The organism is Halostella limicola (genome assembly GCF_003675875.1).
GTDB lineage: Archaea > Halobacteriota > Halobacteria > Halobacteriales > Natronoarchaeaceae > Halostella > Halostella limicola.
The window spans coordinates 504,656-524,582 of record NZ_RCDI01000001.1 but is presented as its reverse complement, the minus strand read 5'-3'; the positions used below and the strand labels follow the sequence as shown (position 1 = coordinate 524,582).

The 19,927-nt window shown below is 61.5% G+C and carries 16 protein-coding genes; 6 read left to right on the top strand and 10 right to left on the bottom strand.

Annotated elements, in window-relative coordinates; all coding sequences use genetic code 11:
• Nucleotides 1-653: 653 nt before the first annotated feature.
• From D8670_RS03720 to D8670_RS03700, 5 genes are read right to left on the bottom strand one after another with little or no spacing between them, the layout of a single operon-like run.
• Nucleotides 654-1,958 (bottom strand): AGE family epimerase/isomerase, encoded by a 1,305-nt coding sequence (locus D8670_RS03720; protein ID WP_233752183.1) that lies wholly within the window; start codon nt 1,956-1,958, stop codon nt 654-656.
• Entirely contained in the window at nt 1,939-2,997 is a 1,059-nt protein-coding gene (locus tag D8670_RS03715) for a DUF354 domain-containing protein (RefSeq protein WP_121816751.1), read from the bottom strand. Before D8670_RS03715 ends, D8670_RS03720 begins: the two co-directional genes overlap by 20 nt.
• 3 nt (nt 2,998-3,000) lie before the next feature.
• Nucleotides 3,001-4,290: a nucleotide sugar dehydrogenase gene (locus D8670_RS03710; protein WP_121816750.1), complete on the bottom strand. Its 1,290-nt coding sequence runs from the start codon at nt 4,288-4,290 to the stop codon at nt 3,001-3,003.
• Entirely contained in the window at nt 4,287-5,396 is a 1,110-nt protein-coding gene (gene wecB, locus D8670_RS03705; protein ID WP_121816749.1) for a non-hydrolyzing UDP-N-acetylglucosamine 2-epimerase, read from the bottom strand. The genes D8670_RS03710 and wecB overlap by 4 nt, the downstream gene beginning before the upstream one ends.
• Nucleotides 5,393-6,685, bottom strand: a complete 1,293-nt coding sequence (locus D8670_RS03700; protein WP_121816748.1) for a glycosyltransferase family 2 protein — start codon at nt 6,683-6,685, stop codon at nt 5,393-5,395. Before D8670_RS03700 ends, wecB begins: the two co-directional genes overlap by 4 nt.
• Before the next feature lie 272 nt (nt 6,686-6,957).
• On the opposite strand from D8670_RS03700, the gene D8670_RS20645 reads away from it, so the two are divergent.
• From D8670_RS20645 to D8670_RS03685, 4 genes are all read left to right on the top strand, one after another.
• Nucleotides 6,958-7,179 carry a hypothetical protein gene (locus tag D8670_RS20645; RefSeq protein WP_162994151.1) on the top strand — a complete coding sequence of 74 codons (222 nt, stop codon included), beginning with the start codon at nt 6,958-6,960 and terminating at the stop codon, nt 7,177-7,179.
• Between the two features lie 221 nt (nt 7,180-7,400).
• A complete protein-coding gene (gene glmU / locus D8670_RS03695; RefSeq protein WP_121816747.1) occupies nt 7,401-8,558 on the top strand; it encodes a bifunctional sugar-1-phosphate nucleotidylyltransferase/acetyltransferase in 1,158 nt (385 codons plus the stop codon).
• 3 nt (nt 8,559-8,561) lie between these two features.
• Nucleotides 8,562-10,364 (top strand): glutamine--fructose-6-phosphate transaminase (isomerizing), encoded by a 1,803-nt coding sequence (gene glmS / locus D8670_RS03690; RefSeq protein ID WP_121816746.1) that lies wholly within the window; start codon nt 8,562-8,564, stop codon nt 10,362-10,364.
• 838 nt (nt 10,365-11,202) lie between these two features.
• Entirely contained in the window at nt 11,203-12,168 is a 966-nt protein-coding gene (locus D8670_RS03685; protein WP_121816745.1) for a glycosyltransferase family 2 protein, read from the top strand.
• A 69-nt stretch (nt 12,169-12,237) separates the two neighbouring features.
• Here D8670_RS03685 and D8670_RS03680 read toward each other — a convergent pair whose 3' ends face one another.
• The 3 genes from D8670_RS03680 to tnpA form a co-directional block, all read right to left on the bottom strand.
• On the bottom strand, nt 12,238-13,428 hold the full coding sequence (locus D8670_RS03680) for a hypothetical protein (protein WP_162994150.1): 1,191 nt from the start codon (nt 13,426-13,428) through the stop codon (nt 12,238-12,240).
• A 608-nt stretch (nt 13,429-14,036) separates the two neighbouring features.
• Entirely contained in the window at nt 14,037-15,272 is a 1,236-nt protein-coding gene (locus D8670_RS03675) for an RNA-guided endonuclease InsQ/TnpB family protein (RefSeq protein WP_121816743.1), read from the bottom strand.
• On the bottom strand, nt 15,269-15,658 hold the full coding sequence (gene tnpA / locus D8670_RS03670) for an IS200/IS605 family transposase (protein WP_121816742.1): 390 nt from the start codon (nt 15,656-15,658) through the stop codon (nt 15,269-15,271). The genes D8670_RS03675 and tnpA overlap by 4 nt, the downstream gene beginning before the upstream one ends.
• 256 nt (nt 15,659-15,914) lie before the next feature.
• On the opposite strand from tnpA, the gene D8670_RS03665 reads away from it, so the two are divergent.
• Entirely contained in the window at nt 15,915-16,115 is a 201-nt protein-coding gene (locus D8670_RS03665) for a hypothetical protein (protein ID WP_121816741.1), read from the top strand.
• 87 nt (nt 16,116-16,202) lie between these two features.
• On the opposite strand, the gene D8670_RS03660 is transcribed toward D8670_RS03665, so the two are convergent.
• Nucleotides 16,203-17,261, bottom strand: a complete 1,059-nt coding sequence (locus D8670_RS03660; protein ID WP_121816740.1) for a TrmB family transcriptional regulator — start codon at nt 17,259-17,261, stop codon at nt 16,203-16,205.
• A 202-nt stretch (nt 17,262-17,463) separates the two neighbouring features.
• Between D8670_RS03660 and D8670_RS03655 the strand changes: the two genes are divergently transcribed.
• Complete coding sequence (locus D8670_RS03655; RefSeq protein WP_121816739.1) at nt 17,464-18,390, top strand: glycoside hydrolase family protein; 927 nt, start codon at nt 17,464-17,466, stop codon at nt 18,388-18,390.
• Nucleotides 18,391-18,445: 55 nt separating this feature from the next.
• On the opposite strand, the gene D8670_RS03650 is transcribed toward D8670_RS03655, so the two are convergent.
• Entirely contained in the window at nt 18,446-19,702 is a 1,257-nt protein-coding gene (locus D8670_RS03650; protein ID WP_121816738.1) for an RNA-guided endonuclease InsQ/TnpB family protein, read from the bottom strand.
• Between the last annotated feature and the right edge of the window lie 225 nt (nt 19,703-19,927).

Here is a 19,927-nt window from a genome sequence, read left to right as displayed (position 1 = left end):
CCGATCACAGCAACCACGCCTTCTCGCCAGTCGGAACGATGGCGTGTCGTGGACAACGATAGCATCATTTGATGCACGACATATACATTCGGTACAAGTGGATCCGTATACTGGTGATCGGTGGATTACGACCGGAGATACGGACGATGAATCCATGATCCTCCGACTTTCTGAGGGGGAGTTAGAGGTCATCGGAACTGGAAGTCAACTCTGGCGAGCGGTCGACCTTGCGTTTACTCCGTCCGCCATCCTTTGGGGGATGGATTGTCCATACACAGAGGAAAACCGGATCGTGAAACTCGATCGCAATGATCTTAACGCCGAAGACCCACCTGTAGAGACGCTTCATACAGTCTCAAGTCCCGTCTATTACGCAGAGACACTGGAAATCAGTGGGGAATATCACGTATTTTTCTCGACTGCGATCGAACCCGCAACGGAACCACAGCATGAGGCCTGTGTACTGCATGCGACGTCTGCCGATTCATTTGAAACCTGGGAAACCGTAGTCTCGTACAAGAAGGGCAGGCACCCGCTATCTACGATTGTGGACACAAACTCGTACATCTTCATGGCTACTCATCCTGAGCGCGGGCTATTCGTGAATCCCTACAATACCCAGAAAGACCACGGGACAATACGAAACGTTCCCGTTACTCAGTTTCAGCAGTCGAGAGAGCCTTTGTGCTATGGAGACTAAATGCTGAAAGCGCATAGCACATCCAAGCTTGACTCCACCGCATGTACGGTGTTTTGTCGGTAAGGACACGCCCGATTCGCCGGTAGAAGTATCCTTCTGAATCAAAGAGATTATCGAGCGACCATTGGCAAACGTCGCCCGCAAGCTCCCAGTCCCGGTCGGACCCTCGTTGGACGAAGGTGAGTATTGCTTGAGCAGCGGCGTGGGCGTCATAGGGGTAACGTTGATCGGCTTCAAAGCGAGGTGCGCCGTTCTCATCAAACAGGTTTTGCTGGTAGAACTCCATGCCTTTCTGATAGGCCCGTTTCGCAGGATGATCGTCGGACTGCTCCATCGCATATTCGTAGAGGCTCTCCAAAACGAATCCAGTGTGGAAGTTGTCGTGGCTCAAATGCGAGTCCGTAGCAGGCATCGCGTAGTACCATCCGCCACTGCTCGCTTGAGCATCGATAACAAACTCGAAGAGTTCTTCCGCTCGATCTGACAACGCTGTCGAAGTTGTATGGTTCCCAAGCCGATAGAAGAAACCTGCAGCGAGAGCGTTCGTGTTTATCAAGACGAACGAATCGTAGGGCGTGTAGGTGAATACGTCGAAGCCATTGACCTGCTCTTGGTTAATGTGGGTGCGGATGAACGACGCCGCTGATTTTGCCGTCTCAAGTGCCCACTCTACACCAGTCACGGTGTAGTACTCGAGGAACGCCCGACCGCCGAAAACGGTGACGACAATGGAGGGATAATATTCCGGCAGAAAGAACTTCCGCGCGTTCTGCCAGTCAAAGTTGTACCCCCATGCGGCGTCGTCATAATTCGGAGAGCGATTTCGATCGAGCCAGCGAAGAAGGTCTTCTGCTGTGTCTTTGTCAGCATCCCGGCCAGTCTCGCGGTACCGGTTCAAATACGCCATCGCAAACAGAGCAACTCCCTTTGGATTGCGCTCTTTCGGGACGTTGAGCAACGGCCGGAGATTGATCGGAGATTTGTTCACCGTATGGATTCCGATCAGCCGTGTTAACCAGTTGTCTGAGACGGCAGAGAGATAGGGACTATTCAAGCCATCGTACGGGTCATAGCCTGCATACTCCTGCGCTGCAGCCCACTCAAGACAGCGATCGCAGATGTCCTCTAAATCGTACGTGACGTCGATATCGGGAGCCGCGTTATCAGGTTCCGAACTACGGGGAACCGAATCGTCAGACTCCGTTCGTTCAGCGTCCTGGTCGTCAGTCTCAGCGCTCTCAGGGATGGTGTTCTTCATTGATAATCTCCGTGACAATCTCAGCGACTTCTTGACGGACAGTCCTCGATCGCGTTAGATCCGGTGAAATATCTTGGTTTGAGAGTGAATCGATATAATCGAAAATCGCAGTTGGATCGCGTGAATGGAAGATCCGCCCGTCAGCTTCGAGTTCGCGGTCCACCGAGAGTAGCGTGTTCGGGAAGAAGGACACGGCTGGTTTCTCCATACAGGCTGCTTCCCGCGCCATCGTGCCGGACCCAGTGAGCATACATCTCGAGTGCCAAGCCAGCTGGAGCCCGTTGAGTGCTTCATCCGGTGTGTAGACCTCCGTGTCGTCATAGGGAGCTGCATATCGCTCGTCCCCCCGGCCGCGGGGAAGATAAACGACACTCAAATCCCGTTCGACAGCACCCTCAAGCAACTCGGGAACGAGTGACTCCTCAGTATCAACATAGGCAGCGTCGAGTGCTTCCGGCCGGACGACGATATACTCCTCGAAGGGGAACTGATCGGTAAACGCCGGATCAGACTCAAAATCAGCAATGTAGATATCTTCCTTGTAGCCGTCGTAGGTGTGCACACTCTCGGGATCCGCACCGCGTTTGACGAGCTCGTTCGTCTCGAAGGCTGCCGGGACGACGTTGTGCGTCGCCATCGCTTCAAGCCGGTTGTAGAGTTTCTCGAAGGAGAGTCCATCGACATGCGCGGTGATGTCATTGTCTGTGAAGTGTATCGATGGAATTCCCCTTGCCTTGGATGCGAGGATACACATCGCATTTCGGGACGAGAAGGACACGTCTGCTTGGGGGGCGGACAGCGCGAGTTGCCCAGTGCGAAGCGGGATACCGAACTTCCGAAGACGAGGGTTATCGAAGTCTCTGCCAACCACACGATACTTAAATCCGGCCTCGGCCGCGAGGGCAACTGTCTCCGTTTTCTCCCGGACAGTCGTTTGGAGTCGCATCTCCGGGAATTCATCAGCTAATGCGCGGAAGAAGAACGGATGAGAGGGACTTACCAGGTCGATCCACGTTGTTGTTTCACTTGTATTAGACATCGGTTAGATACGTCGCAGGGTCATGTCTGCTGATTGCCACCGTGCTTCCGGAAGGATCGCTTTCGTGTCAACGACCAGATCCCAATTCATGAGATCGCCTATCTGCCGAGGGTCGAGTTGTTCGAATTCATCGTGATCAGTGGTGATCACAACTGCATCTGCATCACTGACAGCGTCATCAAGGTCAGTGAGATCAAGCGTTGAATCAGTCACATGCGGGTCGTGCAGTGCAATATCAACCGACGAACCACCATCCACAATTGCCGCGTCAGCCTCAGTTGATTCCACTGCCTGCAAGTCACGAGCCAGCTTCAAGCCAGGACTCATTCGCGTATCGCCGACGTTCCCTTTATACGCCACACCTAGAATGGCGATTTTCTTGCCGGCCACCGAGCCGAGTTCGTCTTGCAGGATCTCGATGACGTACTCAGACATTCCATCGTTCACCTGCCGGGCAACCTCAATCAGATCCAGTTTGTCGGAGTTCTGGCCGAGGAACCAGGGATCGATAGGGAGACAATGGCCGCCAACCCCCGGCCCGGGTTGGTGGATATCGACACGAGGGTGCTGATTCGCCAGGTCGATCGCTTCCCGCGAGTCGATCCCGTAGTCGTCCGCCAGAATCGCGATCTCGTTCGCGAGGGCAATGTTCGTATCGCGGAACGTGTTCTGGATCAGTTTGACGAACTCGGCGGTCGTCGCGTTTGCCGTCGTCCGAATCTCGCCTTCGACGAACGACTCGTACAGTCGGACGGCTGCCTGCGTTGAGACGCCGTTGACGCCGCCGATGATACGATTGTTCTCCCGCAGTTCGGTGATGATGTTCCCCGGGAGTACCGTCTCGGGGCAGTGAACGAGCGCAAAGTCGTTGCCCGCATTGAGGCCGCTTTCCTCGAGGACCGGCTGTAACACGTCGACAGTCGTCCCTGGCGGCACGGTCGACTCCAGAATTACCGTGTCGCCCGTCCGCAAGTGCGGTACGATCGCCTCACCTGCAGTCTTCACGTACGCCAGGTCGGCTTCCTTGGTGTCGTCATCGAACGGCGTCGGCACAGCGATAATGTGGTACTTCGCAGGGACGACTTCGTCACTGACGGTAAGATTCCCGGATTCGAGCGCTTGCGTCACGAACGCTCGCAGACCAGGTTCGTCGAAGTGGACTTCACCGTCATTGAGCTGGTCTATAACCTCGGAATCAGCGTCGTAACCGATGACGTCGTGGTCGTAATTAGCGAACATTGCAGCGGTCGGCAGGCCGATATAGCCTAGTCCATGGACACAGATCGTACTCATTGTAGCACCTCTGATCGCATCGTAATCGGTAGCGCGTCCAGAATCCGTTCGCCAGCAGTGCCGTCACCGAAGGGGTTCTGCCAGTCACCAGCGTCGGTGACGGCTGTGACGGCCCCATCAACGATCCGGCTTGGGTCCGTTCCGACGAGGCGGTTCGCACCTGCCTCGATCGTCTCCGGACGTTCCGTGTTCTCCCGCAGCGTCACACAGGGGACACCCAGAATACAAGCTTCCTCCTGAACGCCGCCGGAGTCAGTCAGGATGAGCGAAGCTGCACTCTCGAGCGTCAGGAAATCCAAATAGTCCTGCGGCTCGATAAGCCGGATACGAGCATGAACATCAAGGTCGAACTCATTGAGCTTGCTCCGCGCACGGGGGTGAATCGGATAGAGGAGGTCGATTGACAACTCTTCCGCCACCTGCCCGACACCATCGAGTAGCTCCTTGAATCGGTCTTTGTCGTCAACGTTCTCCGCGCGGTGGGCAGTCATCAGGGCGAACTCACGTCGTTCGACTCCCAGAGTGTTGAGTATATCACTCTTCTGTTCGGCGAGCGCCCGGTTCTGTTCAACCGCATCGACGACGGTGTTGCCGGTGACGTAGATACGCTCGTCGTCGACGCCTTCATCCAGCAGGTACTCGCGTGACTGCTCGGTCGGCGCGAACAAGTAGTCGCCGACGTGGTCCGTAACGATCCGATTCGTCTCTTCAGGCATCGATCGGTCGAAACTCCGGAGCCCGGCTTCGATGTGGCCGAGCTCGATATCCAGTTTGCTCGTCGCGATGGCGCCCGCGAGCACGGAGTTCGTATCGCCCTGCACCAGCACGACCTCCGGGTCTTCCGCAAGCAGGAGCTCCTCGATCCCGACCATCATTGCGGCCGTCTGGTTCGCATGCGTGTCCGATCCGACGCCGAGGTGGTGGTCAGGCTCCGGGAGTTCGAGCTGGTCGAAGAAGACGGTATCGAGCGAGTCGGAGTAGTGCTGACCCGTGTGGATTACCGAGTACGCCACGTCGTACTGTTCACAGGCGCGGATGACGGGCGCGAGCTTGATGATCTCGGGGCGCGTCCCCAGCACGATCGTCACATCGACATCGGCCGTCATCGCGACACCTCCTTCAGTTCGGTAATCATGTTCGACATCCGATTCAGGACGAGCCCACAGAACACGCCGAGCACTCCCACGATCATCAGGAAGATGCCTCCGAGCGTGCGGCCGATCGCGAAGGTACCGGCGCTGTTGTAGAGGAGGATCACGTTCACACCGAGCGTCACACCCGCGGCGGTACAGAGGAAGCCCGGCACACCGAAGAACGCCAATGGATGGCGATCCCGGATGAGTTGCAGGAGGAACGTTGCGACGCGCAGCCCGTGCTGCAGTGGATTGTACGTCTGGCCGTCGACGCCTTCGTACCGGACGTCGATGGCGACCTCGTCAATCGTCAGATCGTGGTCCATCGCGTTCCCGATCATCTCGCTTTCGACGCCCATCCCGTCCGTCTGGATCGACAGCCGATCAACCGCGTCCGGCGAAAACGCCCGAAACCCGCTCTGGGTATCGGAGAGCTTCGTTCCGCTCGAGCCGACGGTCAGATAGTCGAGCGTCTTCTGGCCGAGTCGACGATAGAACGGCGTTTCGTCGGCGCCGGTTCCCTCGAGATAGCGACTGCCGATGACGACGTCCGCATCCTCCGTTTCGACCGGATCAACGACGGCCGGAATGTCCTCTGGCAGGTGTTGGCCATCGCCATCAAGCACGACGAACGACTCGTGGTTCGACGAGCGGGCATACTCGAAGAACGTCTGGAGGGCGCGCCCCTTCCCTTTATTCTCCTCGTGTTCGAGCACCGTCGCCCCCGTATCACGAGCGATTGCAACAGTGTCGTCCGAGCTGCCGTCGTCGACGACGACGACCTCGTCAGCGAACTGCTGTGCAGCGATGATCGTACTCCCGATCCCGACCGCTTCGTTGTAGGCGGGGATCCCGACCAATCGACCGGACGACGTGGACTCGTCGGACGCGGAGATAGCGAACGACGACGACGCGGCGAGCGAGCGCCGACACGCAGCGAAGTCGACGGTCTCATCGGCGTGACAGAGCACGAGTCCGTCGACATCGTCCGCCTTGGCTGTGTCCGTCAGTACTTCTCTGGTATCCGTCTGGAGACGGTGTTCCAGCCCATCGACGACACGGACATCCACCTGCTCGAGTAGGTGGTGTACTTCGGGATCAAGGCCATCTGAAGCGACGTACACAGTAAACCCTTCGCGGAGTGCACCGCAAGCAGTCTGGAACACCGCATCGGGGTTACCTGGGACGATCGCGACCGCGTACGTCGTCTCGGGTTTTCTGGGGGCTTGCGTCTCCGGACCCGTTACTGACTCGTGTGACATGATTTGAAAATGGGCTGCCGATATTCGGACTGTAGCATGCGCATCATCCCATCACCGCATTCCACCTGCTCTCAGTCCATCCATCCTTAGACATGTCATCTAAAAATTATCCTAACTACTAAACACTTTCCTATGTGATACTGTTTCCTATGAATTATTTCAGTAAAGGACGAGGCGGAAACGATTCCTGACAAGCACGACCACTCTCTACCGAGATAACTCCGCCCTATCACAATATTTATCATCTGTATATCATTACTCTTGTCAATCACATGTCTACGAAAGAGTGGAACGAGGGCAAATGGATGCCAGTAGGAGTGTTCATACTTGTTATAATAATGGGGATTAACACCTTCTATACGGTAGTCGAAGAACTCGGTGGATTTGCGGCCATGAATTCGCCGGCCGGAAGGGCCCTTTTCAGTTTGCAATTTGGTATGGCTATTCTCATTGTCACCGCGATCTCCTGCGGAAGAATAGTGCAGTCAAACTAGTGAGAACTGCATCACACTCGTACCAAATCCCCTCGGTGAGGGGACGTCGTACCAGAATACGTTTACTCGCGTCACCATTCCGTAATTGCAGTCATTAAAATTATATTTCTCCCGAAAAATCACCAAGGTAACGCTGATTCAGTGTGATAGAAAAAATGAGTAAAAGACTTAACTTGTTATGGAGTTAATGGGATTCAAATGACTTACAACGGTGATCCCGAGTGAAAGCGGTCATCCTCGCGGCGGGCGAGGGCCGCCGGCTGCGGCCGCTGACGAACCGGCGACCGAAGCCGATGCTGCCGGTCGCCAACACTCCGATCCTCGAGTCCGTCGTCGAGGCGGTCGCGGCGGCCGGCATCGACGAGATCGTCCTCGTCGTCGGCTACCAGCGCGCGCGCATCCAGAATCACTTCGGCGACGGCGATGACTGGGGCGTCGACATCACGTACGCCATCCAGGAGCGCCAACTCGGCACGGGCCACGCCGTCGCGCAGGCCGCCCCCTACGTCGACGACGACTTTCTCGTGCTCAATGGCGACCGCATCATCGACGCTAACCTCGTCGAGCGCGTCCGAACGACCAACACGGATGCCGACGCGGTCGTGACGGCGACGCGCGTCGACACACCCAGGGAGTACGGCGTCGTCACGACCGACGCCGAACGGCTGGTCGACATCCAGGAGAAACCGACCCACCAACCAACGTCGGAACTCATCAACGCGGGCGTCTACCGGCTCCCTCCGGCGATCATCGACGTGATCGACCACACCGACCCCACCCCGGAAGGCGAGATCGGACTCCCGCGGGCCGTCACGAACCTCGCCGACCACACACGCGTCGACGTCCTCCGCCACCAAGGAACGTGGACGGACGTCTCCCAGCTGTGGGACCTCCTCCGGGTCAACGCCCACCTCCTCGACGACACCACCAACGCCACGGCGGGCCGCATCGATCCATCGGCGGCCGTCGCGGACGCCGTCACGGTCGGCACCGACACGGTCGTCGGCCCGAACACGACGCTCCGCCCGGGCACGGCGCTTGGCCCGAACGTAACTGTCGGCGCGAACGCGGTCGTGGCGAACGCGATCGTCCTCCAGGACGCCGTCATCGAGGACGGCGCCGTCGTTCGCGACTGCATCGTCGGCGAGAACGCGACGGTCGGCGCCGGCAGCACCGTCAGCGGCGGCCAGACGACGCTGACTGTCGACGGCACCGTCCATGAAGACGTCACGCTTGGCGGCGTCGTCGGCGACAACACGACGCTCGGCAGCACGGTCGTCCTCGAACCAGGAACAGTGATCGGCGACGACGTCACGGTCGGCGACGGCGCCGTCGTCGGGGATCGCATCGCATCGAACGCAGTCGTGCGGACGGGATAATCTATGTGTGGTATTATCGGCTATCACGGCGACCAAGACGCATTGCCTATCATCCAGACCGGCCTCCAGAACCTCGAGTACCGCGGCTACGACTCCGCAGGCGTCGCCCTCCACAACGGCGACATATCGATCGAGAAGTGCAGCGGCGAGGTGGACGAACTCGTCCAGGCCTGCCCGCCCAGCAGCGAGGCGACCTGCGGCATCGGCCACACGCGCTGGTCGACGCATGGCCTGCCGACGGACGCGAACGCCCACCCGCATACGGACTGCACCCGGGAAGTTGCCGTCGTCCACAACGGTATCATCGAGAACTACGACGCGCTCAAGGCCGACCTCGCCGACCACGAGTTCACGAGCGAGACGGACACGGAGGTCATCCCCCACCTCCTCGAGGAGCGGCTGGCGGCCGGCGACGACCCCGTCGACGCCCTCACCGCCGTCACGGACCGCCTCGAGGGCAGCTACGCGGTCTGTGCGACAGTCGAGGGCTACGACGGCGTGTACGCCGCCCGCGACGACAGCCCGCTCGTGCTCGGCCACGGCGACGATGGGACGTACCTCGCGAGCGACGTGACGGCGTTTCTCGAGTACACGGACCAGGTGACCTACCTGGAAGACGGCGACGTCGCGGTCATTCGCGACGCCGTCACGCTGTATCGCGACGGCGACCGTGTGGACCCGCCGACGGAGACGATCGAGTGGGAGGCCGACGCCGCCGAGAAGAGCGGCTACGACCACTACATGCTCAAGGAGATCCACGAGCAACCCGACGCCTTGCGCCAGACGATCGCCGGCCGTATCGACCAACAGGCCGGCACAGTGGATCTGGACCTGGACCTCCCCCAGGAGTACCTGCAGTCAATTGAAGAGATCCAGATCGTCGCCTGCGGCACCTCCAACTACGCCGGTGAGTACGCGGCGCGACTCCTCGGAGAGTTCGCGGACGTCCGCACGTCGGTGTCGATCGCCAGCGAGTACGCGTTCGACAGCGGCAGCGACCCGTGGCGCACCCTCACCATCGCCGTCACGCAGAGCGGCGAGACGGCCGACACGCTGTCGGCGCTCCGGGCGGCCAATCAGGCGGGCGCCAGAACGCTCGCGGTGACGAATACGCTTGGCAGCACCGTCACACGGGAAGCCGACGACAGCGTGTTCATCCGCGCCGGCCCAGAGATCGGCGTCGCCGCGACGAAGACGTTCGCCTCCCAGGTCGCGACGCTGGCGCTGGTCGCGGTCCACATCGGCCGCCAGCGCGGGACGCTCACGGCGGACCAGGCGTCGACGGTGCTGGGCAACCTCCAGCAGCTCCCGGGCGCCGTCCAGCAGGTGCTCGACGACGAGGCTGCCGTCCAGTCGGTCGCAGAAGAATACGCCGACCATGACGCGTTCTTCTTCGTCGGGCGCCAGCTCGGCTACCCCGTCGCGCTCGAGGGCGCACTCAAACTCAAGGAGATCTCCTACGACCACGCCGAGGGCTTCGCGTCGGGCGAGCTCAAACACGGCCCGCTCGCGCTCGTCACGGAGCGCACGCCGGTGCTCGCGACGCTGACAGCCGGGACCGAGCCCGAGGACACGCTCAACAACGTGAAGGAGGCTCAGGCCCGCGGTGCGCCCGTCATCGGCGCGTCGTCCATGCCCGACGACGAGAAATACCTCGACGCGCGTTTCACTGTCCCCGACGTGGGCCGGGTCGCGCCGCTCGTCGCGAACGTCTACTGGCAGCTGTTCGCCTACCACGTCGCCGCACTCAAGGACCGGCCGATCGACAAGCCGCGAAACCTCGCGAAAAGCGTCACCGTCGAGTAAGCGTACCGGTGGCGCCACACGGCACGGCGTCGCTTGGTTAGTCGGGCTGACTGAACGCCTCCGTGTGCCCACAGTGCGGACACTCGATCCCGTAGCGCTCGGCTGTCTCCCACGACGCCGCCGGCCGCAGGCACGAGGGACAGCTCACTGAGTCCGCATCGTGTGTGAAAGCCGGTGTGTCCATACCAGTACTGTCGAGCGACAGCGGGTTAGTTACACACCTCATACGTGGCCGTAATGAGTCGATACTGGCAGATGCTGGACCTCACCCATGGGAGCACGCTGTCTCGCCAGGGACGAATCACTCTACGACACCGGCTCCTCGGAACTCGTCGTCTGTCCGCACTGCGAGCGGGCGGTCGGCACGGTCGCGACCGCATGTACGACAGCATCCTGTTCTGATGAACGGCTGCCGTCGCCGTTCGGGCACGGCGAGCAGGCTGGGTGGATAGGAATCGCTGCCCCCACCACGCTAGCTCACCATATCCGGCGAGCAGGGTCGCCGGTACGTGCGTGCCGCAAGAGCAGGTGAGGTGGCCGCGAACCCCCGGTCATCTCGGCGGGGGTTCGCTGTGGGCGGCCTCACTAGTGGAGTCGCTACCCCACTATGGGGACGATGGACATCAGTGGCTGGTGGGCGTGGTCACGGCGTTGTGGCTGGCAACAGGCGTCGGCAGTCTTCGTGACGCCGACAAACGAGTCGCCACCGTGAGTATTGATAAAACTACGGGGACATCTTTCCACAGCGCCGACCGGGAGCAGCGGACCCACCAAGGAAACCACCTGGTGCTGACGAGAAGCGCTATAGCCCTGTGGCCGCAACCAGAGAGGATGAGGAATGCCACCACAGCACGCGATCGACGGATCCCTGAGCGTCGTCCTCCCCACGCGGCGCTGGACGCGGGCGTGTGACGAACTCGTCGAACAACTCGCGCCCGGCGAGGAGTTCATCGTCGCCTGTGACCGTCCTGATGACCCCGTCGTCGCCGCGGCGGCTGCCACGCCCGCGGAGGTGGTGGTCGCCGGGGAGCCGCGACGATGTTCAGCGAAATGTAACGCGTTAGCTGCCGGCCTCGAGCGGGCGACAGGGGAGTATCTCGTCTGTACGGACGCCGACTTCGCGCACGGCCCCGAGTGGCTCGCGACGGTCCGCGACCACCTCGCCGAGGCTCCTGCGGGCCACGTCGTCTCGTCGGCGCCGGTCGTGGTCAGCAAGCGGCCGCTGTCGGCGCTGCTCGAGGGGCCGACCGCGGTCGGCGCCGCCCTGACAGTGCTCTTGGAGACCACCGCGTGGGGCGGGACGATGGCGTTTCGACGCGACGCCCTCGACCTCGACGCGTACATCGCCGACCTCCGGCGGACCATGAGCGATGACGCCTTGCTCACCCAGCGCGTCGACGGCGTCCACTCGGTGCCCGAACTCGTTCGGCCGATGCCGGTCGCGGGCACCTGCGCAGAGACGCTCGACCGGCAGGTCCGATGGACGCGGACAGGTCTGTATCTCGACCCGGTCGGACTGGTCATGTTCGCCGCCGTACTTCCACTGCTGGTTCTCTGCGGGACGATACTGGCTCCGATCCTAACGATCCCGCTCGTCACGATCGTGACGGGGCTCGCCTACGCCTACTGCGGACTTCACCGCTGGACGTTCCTCCTGGCCGTACCGGGCTATATCGTCAGCCTCCCGCTCTTGCTGTACGGCCTCGCGCGGTCGGAGTTCGACTGGAACGGTCGCCGGTACCGCTGGACAGCGCTGTACGACGTCACGGTACTGGATCACGGCGATGCGCGACTGGACCGATAGGGACGAGGTCGGCGACCGGCTCGAACGCAGTGTTCGTGACCCAGTAGCCTCGGCGGACGCGCACCGCCGTCACCCGCCGTCCTCGCACTCGTATTCGACGTCGGTATCCTCGAGCGCCGCGTCGATGGCCGACTCAGCCTCACCGCAGTCGGCCCCGTCCGTGACCGTGACCTCACCGGACTGCTCGACGGTCACCGAGCGCGTGCGCTCGGACTGCGTCTGTGTCGACTGCCCCGACCCACTGTCCGCGGTCTGGGTCTGCTCGACAGTGACCGATTGCCGTTGGTCTGACCCCGACCCGCCGCTCGCCTGGGTCTGCTCGACAGTGACCGATTGCCGTTGGTCTGACCCCGACCCGCCGCTCGCCTGGGTCTGCTCGACGTCGGCCGATTGGCGCTGGTCCGTTCCCGACGCCCCGTCCGTGGTCCGTGTCTGCTCGGCCTCGACCGACTGTGTTCGCTCGGTGCGCTGCCGGTCGGACCGACGGCGCTGCTCGGAACCCGCCGAGGCGTCGTCACAGGGGCCAGTCGTGACCCGGATCGGGGTGGAACGGTCGAGTGCGACGCGCTCGACGCCGCCGTCGGTCGCAGTGAGGAACTGCCAGTCGGTCACCGTCCCCTCGTAATACTCGTTGAAAAGGGGGGCCTCCTCGTTGAACGCGGGATCGATGGTGACGTCGATGTCGTCACCGAGGCCGCGGAACACGCCGCCGTCGGTGCCGGCGCTGCCCCACGTCCAGTCGATCCGCTGCGGGTCGCGGTCGAGGTACCACCGGTCGTAGTTCGACGTCGCGATCTCCCCCGAGTTGGGATCGCGGTAGAAGTCGTCCTTGACGAGCCAACGTCCGTCATCGGGGAGGCCCGCGAGCCGGAACGTCACGGACCCTGCGTCGTCGGCGTCCACTTTGCCGTGCACGACGACGAGACTCAGCCCGTCAGGGCCGCGATAGAGGAACGCGATGCTCGTCTGGGGGCGCTGGAGGTCTTGCGTCCCCGCGGACGCGTACGGCGCGGTGTCGCCGACGACCGCGCCGTTCTCGTCGGAGACGTATCGTTCGGGAAGCTGGTACTCGTAGAGCCCGTCGGCGGGCGACCCGCCCTGGAGCGGTCGCACCGGCACGCAGGTATCGCCCTGCACGAGGGCGAAGTCGGGGGGCGTATCACTCCCGGCGCTCGCAGGACGCACCACGCCAGCGGCGATCCCAGCACCGAGGGCCGACAGCACGGTGCGCCGTCGCAATGGGTGGCGTCGGCCGCTCATTGGGAGAGGCGCTCGTGCGTCGAGACGGTGGCCCTCGTCCGGCCCGGTACCGATGCGACAGCGGACGCGCCACTGGCGGTCGTTCCGTGTCTCTTCACAGGTGTCGGTTTGGTCAAATACTGATCATATCTACTGTACATATGTTGTACGTCAACATGCACCACTATAAGCGGAACTGTTCCCCCCCATCGCGGCGTGTCGACCGGGCCGCAGCGGTCAGTGATGATGGCGGCCGCACGCTTCGGATCGGCAGGAACGCGATAGCGACGACACCGTCGCAACGGGTGGCAATGAGAACTGCAACGCAGTGGGCAAGCCGCTGAACACGGAGCGTGGCACTGGTATCGATCTTCCCTCTGGCACGGCCCCGGCGTGGAGAACGTGTACGTCCACGACACCTGCGCGGACGCGTCGAAGCTCCGCGAGGCAACGGGCTGGGAGCCGTAGGTGACGGTCGAGGAGGAATCACGCAGGTCTGTGCGCCGTATACGGACGAGTAACCGCGGGCGTCGAAAGCGTCAGAGGTGCCGGACCCATTGACCTCCTCCCGCGCCTGAAGACGCGGGAATCCCACCACGGGATTTCAGGCCGAGCGTGGCCCTACGGTTTCAAGACGCATACGTTCCAAGCGTCTCTTGCTTGGTAGCATCGGCTTGGCTGTCTTGTGGGGCGGTCAAACGCCCCCCACCCTCAGCCGAGTCATCGTCGTTCTCGTGTTCTCTGAAACGACTCTCTCCGCTGAGGTAGCGGTCTGCGATGTTCACCGCTCCGTTCACGTCCGCTTGGTACTCGCCCATACAGCACGCATCGTTCGTACACTTGAACGTCGCCTGTCGCGGGCGGTATCCTACTTCACCGCAAGCGTGGCACTCCTTCGAGGTGTTTCGCGGGTTCACCGTCTCGACGGGGATACCCTTCTCAACGGCTTTGTAGCGTATCTGCGCGTGGAGTTTGGCGAATCCCCATCCGTGGAGACGGCGGTTCATGTACTCGCCGTAGTCCATCGACTCCCGTATGTACGTCAGGTCTTCCAGAACAAGAACGGGGTTCTCGACGGACTCGGCGTACTCCACGACTTCGCGGGTGACGCGGTGGAACACGTCGTCTATCTGGTTCCATATATCGTCCCCGAAGGACTCCGAGATACGCTCACTTCCGCGCGTCTGAAGTCGCCTCGTGGCGGTGAAGTAGGTCTTGCGGAGCCGACGAACAGTCTTGCCCTCGTCGGCCCACAGTTCGGGAGCGGTCGGAGAACCGTGCCTGTCGCGGTGACACACCGTGACAAGTGACGCTTCTCCAATATCGACTCCGATGGGCGTCCGCTCTTCGGCGGACATCTCGGAATCATCCTCAACGTTGCGGGTAGCGGTGACGTGGAGATACCACGTCCCGTCCCGCTCGAACAGCCGACTCTCGCCCATCGTGGCGTCTCCCGCGTTCAATGCTTCCAACCAGTCCCGTTGTTCGGGATTTGGTTGTGCTGGCATCCAGAGGTGGTAGTCCTCGTGGTGCGGAATTTTGACGTACCACTCGATAGCGTTCTCGGGCTTGTGGTCAAGCCGTAGCCCTTCGTTCGTGAAGCGGACGGGGTGGTCGTCGTGAAGTTCGCCCGCGTTGTACGTCGTCGTGAGTTGCGGGACGTACTTCTTGAGAGCGTTCTTCGCGTACCCGCTCAGGTCGTAGTTGACCACCACGTCGTTCGCTTCGGTCTGCGTGATACATCGGGCGTCGAAGGCGTCTTGGAGAGCGTGCTGGTACGCTTCTCGCGTCTCTCGGAGTTTCCTCCGCTTGTGGGCGTTCGGGTCCACAAGTTTGAGTTCCAGCGTCTTCGTGAATTCGGTCACGACTCGTCCTCCTCGTGACGCTGGATGTAGTTCATGACCGTTTCGCTGGATACATGGCCCGCTGTTCCCGCGTAGTAGTCTCTCGCCCACCCGATTTTCTCGCCATCGTGGTCGGCGTATCGGTGGTTGTACTTCCGTGAGGAAATACCCTTGAACCAGTTGGCGAGAAGCGACGGCGCGTGCTTCGGTGGGCTACTGACGAACAGGTGGATGTGGTCGGGTTGTACGGTCAGGTCGAGTATTTCGAGGCCCTTGTCGTCGGCAATTTCGTGGAGGATGGTTCGCACACGGTCAGCGACCTCGTTGACGAGTACCGAGTTGCGGGACTTCGGCAACCACACTATGTGATAGTTGAGGTTGTAGGTCGCGTGCCGTGTGGTCTTCATCCGTGTTGCACACTATGGTTCAAGGTATCTTGATACTGGTGGTGAATCGGTGGGAAATCCAGCCGTAGCGTCGTCGGTGGGAATGTACGCTATTGTCCGCTTGGCCCCCGCCTAAAGACGGGGGTATGCGCTCGTAACTCTATCACGATACGGCACCCAAGAAACCACCGGCGCGCGACCGACGTTCTGTACCGCACACCTCTCACAGAAGCAACTGATGCCAACAGTGATGGAGTATCCGGTGTCGATGTCGCGTATGGCGTTTACGTTTGTCGACAGCGCTCGCTGTCCCGAATGCGAGGCACGCATCACCGAGGAGGACGAGGTCGGGTTTCTGCGAATGAGCGAGAGCGACACCGGCTCCTCGGAACTCGTCGTCTGTCCGCACTGTGAGCGGGCGATCGGCGCGATCGCGACGGCGATGCACGACAGCATCCTGTACGAGATGCTGTTCTGACGTCGGGAGACAGTACGACGGGAAGCCGACCCTACCGTCCCTGATATGACGGGGAACCCGCCAGACGATACGTCCGCAGACGTGGAGTCACTCTTGCCACACTTCGATCCCGGTCGCGGCGACGTCCTCGAACGTCGCCTTCCAGCCGCCGACTTTCACGGGGCCGTCCTCGGTCCCCAGCGTGATCGAGGCGTACGTCGGCGGCGAGCGCATGTAGTCCACGTCGACCGGGCCGCCGGCGTCGTACTCCACGATCGGTCCCTCCCAGGTGCCGGTCTCGTGTGTGTCCGTCCGCCGACCCTCGACGATGGCGGCAAAGTCCTCGCCGGCGTCGAAGCGCTCGCGGAGGTCGATGATCGTCCGCCACGGGTCGAGGTAGCGCCGCGGGAACTCCGCCGTCTCCTGGATCACCCGCGACGCGTTCCAGATCTGCTCGCCGTAGTTCTGGAACAGCAACACGAGGTTCGACTCCTGACTGATAATGTACGACTGCTGGTCCTGTGCGGGATGCTTGCTCGAGAAGACACCGTAGGCGCAGTCGGCGACGACGAACGTGTCCGCGGCGGCCCGGTGGCGGATCCGGAACCGCTCGGGGAACTCCCGCCCGACCTCGTTCGGGTCAGTCCCGGTAAAGAGGACGCGGACAGTGACACCGCGGTCCGCAGCGTCGATGAGTTCCGGTTCGAGCTCGGCGTACCGGTCGTTGGGGATACACACCGTCAGCCAGTAGTCCGCGATGTTGATGGCGCTTTTCGCGTGCCGCAGCGCCGTTTCCTCGCGCTTGACCATCGACACGAAGTCCGTGAGGTCCCGCTCGGCCTGCTGGTGGAGTTCCTCGAGCGAGGACGCGACCGAGGAGACGGTTTCCGAGAGGTCGTTGACCCGCCGTCGCTTCAGGTCCTCGAGGACGGTCTGCGGTGAGGGCGCACTGACCTCCTTGCCGCGACTGCCGGACCGGACCTCGACCAGCCCGATGTCCTCTAGGTTATCGATGACGTCGTAGATCCGTCCCTGGGGGACGCCCGATTCGTCGACCAGTTCGCTCAACGGGATCTGACCGGCCTGGACGGCGGCGACGTACGCTTTCGTCTGATACTCGGTCAGACCGAGATCTTCTAACTTCCGAAGGAGTTCGGGATCGCTCATAGCTGAATGGGTGTGCGTGCGGCGGATGGACGCGCTAGCTAACTTTCACTACTCCGGCCCTGAATAAGTTCCCACCGGTCTTCGGCGGACGGCCTCGAGTCCGCCGTTCTGGTCTCGACGCGGCCGTCCTGACGCCACGCGGTGACACGTGGTAGCTGCCCGGTGAAAAATTATAACCCCGTAGCGTGGTTGTTATTATACGATGTACGCGAACCCACCGGCGGCGGACTTCGGCGACGCCGAAACGCTCCTCGAACCCGAGGGACGCGGTGAAGGGCACTGGGTCGGCGCTCCCTGTGTTCACCGCCACGACGGCACGACGTATCTCGCGGTCCGGAAACGCGACCCGGAGCGACGCGGCAACCGGGTCACGTTCTACGAGTACGACGACGGCGACCTCTCGTCGCTGTTCACGATGACCGCGGACGAACTCGGCGTCGTCAGTATCGAACGGGTGGCGCTCGCCACGCACCCGCGGACCGGTGACGTGCAACTCTACGTGCCGGTCGACCGGGGCGGGAACGACTGGGTGATCGAGAAGTGTGCGGACGCGCCCTCGGTTTCGGATATCGATCCGTCCACGAGTCGCCCCGTGTTTCGCCCGCAGCCAGGGACCGGCGAGTCGGGGACGGTGAAGGACCCCTACATCGTGACCGTCGGCGGGCGCTACTACATGTTCTACGCCGGCGCGGACGGGGTCTCCGAGCAGGCCCACCTCGCGACGAGCGTCGACGGCGACACGTGGCACCGCGTCGAGGAAAACCCCGTGCTGGAACGCGCGTACTGGCACGACCACCACACGCGCGTCTCCGCGGTGGTGCCCGCGCCGGACGCGCCGGCGTGGCTCGTCTTCTACGACGGCAGCGGCGTCGCCGACGAGGGCCGGACGTGGAACTTACGGACGGGGATGGCAGTGACGACCGACCTCGTCGAGTTCGTCGATACCTGTCCCGACGGCCCCCTGTACTCGTCGCCGACCGCCGACCGGGCGACCGGCCTCTCGTCGTTCGGGACGTGCCGGTACCTCGATATCCTTCGCCACGACGACTCGTGGGAGCTGTTCGCCGAGGTCGCCCGAGAGGACGGGAGCTTCGACCTCCGGCGGACCGTGGTGCCCGTGCCGGAATGAGGTGTTCGGCGATCCCTCGACTGCGACTTTAGTCAACTACCCCACCCTACTTCGCTCACCCTGACGGGTTCGCTCGTGGAGGGTGGGGCTTGTCCATGAACTCGGCCTCGAACCCGTCCGGGTGGGCGGTAAATCCGCCACTCAGCGTCACCGTTCCAGACTTTAGGGCGAGCTGACTGTCGCCCGTCCGCCGAGACGACTGTTGGCCTCGACGGATGTACCGCATACCGATGTTCTTCGCCGCGTTGTAGTCCGCGTTCGCTTCCGACTCGCACTTCTGGCAACAGAAATCGGTTCGAGTCGGGCGATTCTCGTCTGCCGTGAATCCACACTCGGCGCACCGCGTGGATGTGTACGCCGAACCGACTTGTTTCACCGAAATACCGACCGCTTCGGCTTTGTACTCCACTTGCTCGTAGAGCGTCCGGAACGCCCACTTGTGCCCCCACGACGCGCCTGTTCGGTCGCGGATATGGGTCAAGTCCTCGAAGGCAATGATGTCGCACTCGTATCGGAGTGCTTCCGTGACGATGGCGTTCGACGCACGGTGAAGCACGTCGCGGATATATCGAAGTTCGCGCCCACTTGACTGTTCGAGCGTTCGATGGGCGCTTCGTGTCCCGGTCTGTTGGAGCCCAGTACGTACCTTCTCGAACTCGCGGAGATCGTGGGTTAACTCCCGCCCGCTGAAGAAGTAGGCCGTACTGGTGACAGCGAGGTTTTCGATACCGAGGTCAACCCCGAGAACCGTTCCGTCCTCGGCAGTATTCCGCTCGGTATCGTTCTTGTGTCGGCGGAAGCCGATGTGTAAGAAGTAGTCGCCGTCGCGGGTGGTGAGTGTACTTTCCGTGACGCTCCACGAGTCAGAGTCAAGGTACTGCCGTTGGTAGCCATCATCTGCTTCGGGGAGAGCAAGGTCACACCGGACACGGTTCTCCGTAGTGGAAAGGGAGACGGTGTCGTCATCGAAGAGCGTCATGGTCCGGGTGTCGTACTTCACCGTGGGCGCGGTGAAGGTGGGCTTGCTAACCTTCTTCCCCTTCGACCGGCGTTCGATACAGCCGGTGATAGCTTGTGCTGCTTGATGGGTGGCGAGAATCGCATGCTGGCTCCCGAGGTCGGTGTCTTCGCGCACGGTATCGTAGGCGAGGGGTTGGACATCGCTCTTGGCGTTGCACTTGCCCCACGCCATGTCCGTGGCGATTTGGCAACCACGCTTCCACTCGGAGATTGTGTCTTCGAGGAGGTCGCGTTGCTCGTCGGTAACTTCGAGACGAGTGATTGCCGTCCGATGCACGTAGTCGTCTGCCACAGTTTCAATGTAAGTATGTGGCTACTTATAGACTGGTGGTGTATCCTATGCGAACGCGCTCCTCCCCTCCCTACTCGCTCCCCTTGGTCACTCCTTGAGGAAGGGGACTCCGCGCTACCGCTTCAGTTGAAACCGGATTTGTGGGTATCTTTCTATTGGAACAGCCGTAAGGTCGGTGAGTATACAAAATGTGTACTGGCCACTAAAGTTGTCTGCAGAGAGGGT

Excerpts from the sequence above, each read along its gene's own strand:
- D8670_RS03685 (WP_121816745.1), top strand. The coding sequence starts at position 11,203 with ATGCCACCACAGCACGCGATCGACGGATCCCTGAGCGTCGTCCTCCCC.
- D8670_RS03715 (WP_121816751.1), bottom strand. The coding sequence starts at position 2,997 with ATGTCTAATACAAGTGAAACAACAACGTGGATCGACCTGGTAAGTCCC.
- D8670_RS03710 (WP_121816750.1), bottom strand. The coding sequence starts at position 4,290 with ATGAGTACGATCTGTGTCCATGGACTAGGCTATATCGGCCTGCCGACC.
- D8670_RS03700 (WP_121816748.1), bottom strand. The coding sequence starts at position 6,685 with ATGTCACACGAGTCAGTAACGGGTCCGGAGACGCAAGCCCCCAGAAAA.
- D8670_RS03660 (WP_121816740.1), bottom strand. The coding sequence starts at position 17,261 with ATGAGCGATCCCGAACTCCTTCGGAAGTTAGAAGATCTCGGTCTGACC.
- D8670_RS03720 (WP_233752183.1), bottom strand. The coding sequence starts at position 1,958 with ATGAAGAACACCATCCCTGAGAGCGCTGAGACTGACGACCAGGACGCT.
- tnpA (WP_121816742.1), bottom strand. The coding sequence starts at position 15,658 with ATGAAGACCACACGGCACGCGACCTACAACCTCAACTATCACATAGTG.
- glmS (WP_121816746.1), top strand. The coding sequence starts at position 8,562 with ATGTGTGGTATTATCGGCTATCACGGCGACCAAGACGCATTGCCTATC.
- D8670_RS03680 (WP_162994150.1), bottom strand. The coding sequence starts at position 13,428 with ATGAGCGGCCGACGCCACCCATTGCGACGGCGCACCGTGCTGTCGGCC.
- wecB (WP_121816749.1), bottom strand. The coding sequence starts at position 5,396 with ATGACGGCCGATGTCGATGTGACGATCGTGCTGGGGACGCGCCCCGAG.
- D8670_RS20645 (WP_162994151.1), top strand. The coding sequence starts at position 6,958 with ATGTCTACGAAAGAGTGGAACGAGGGCAAATGGATGCCAGTAGGAGTG.
- D8670_RS03665 (WP_121816741.1), top strand. The coding sequence starts at position 15,915 with ATGGCGTTTACGTTTGTCGACAGCGCTCGCTGTCCCGAATGCGAGGCA.
- D8670_RS03655 (WP_121816739.1), top strand. The coding sequence starts at position 17,464 with ATGTACGCGAACCCACCGGCGGCGGACTTCGGCGACGCCGAAACGCTC.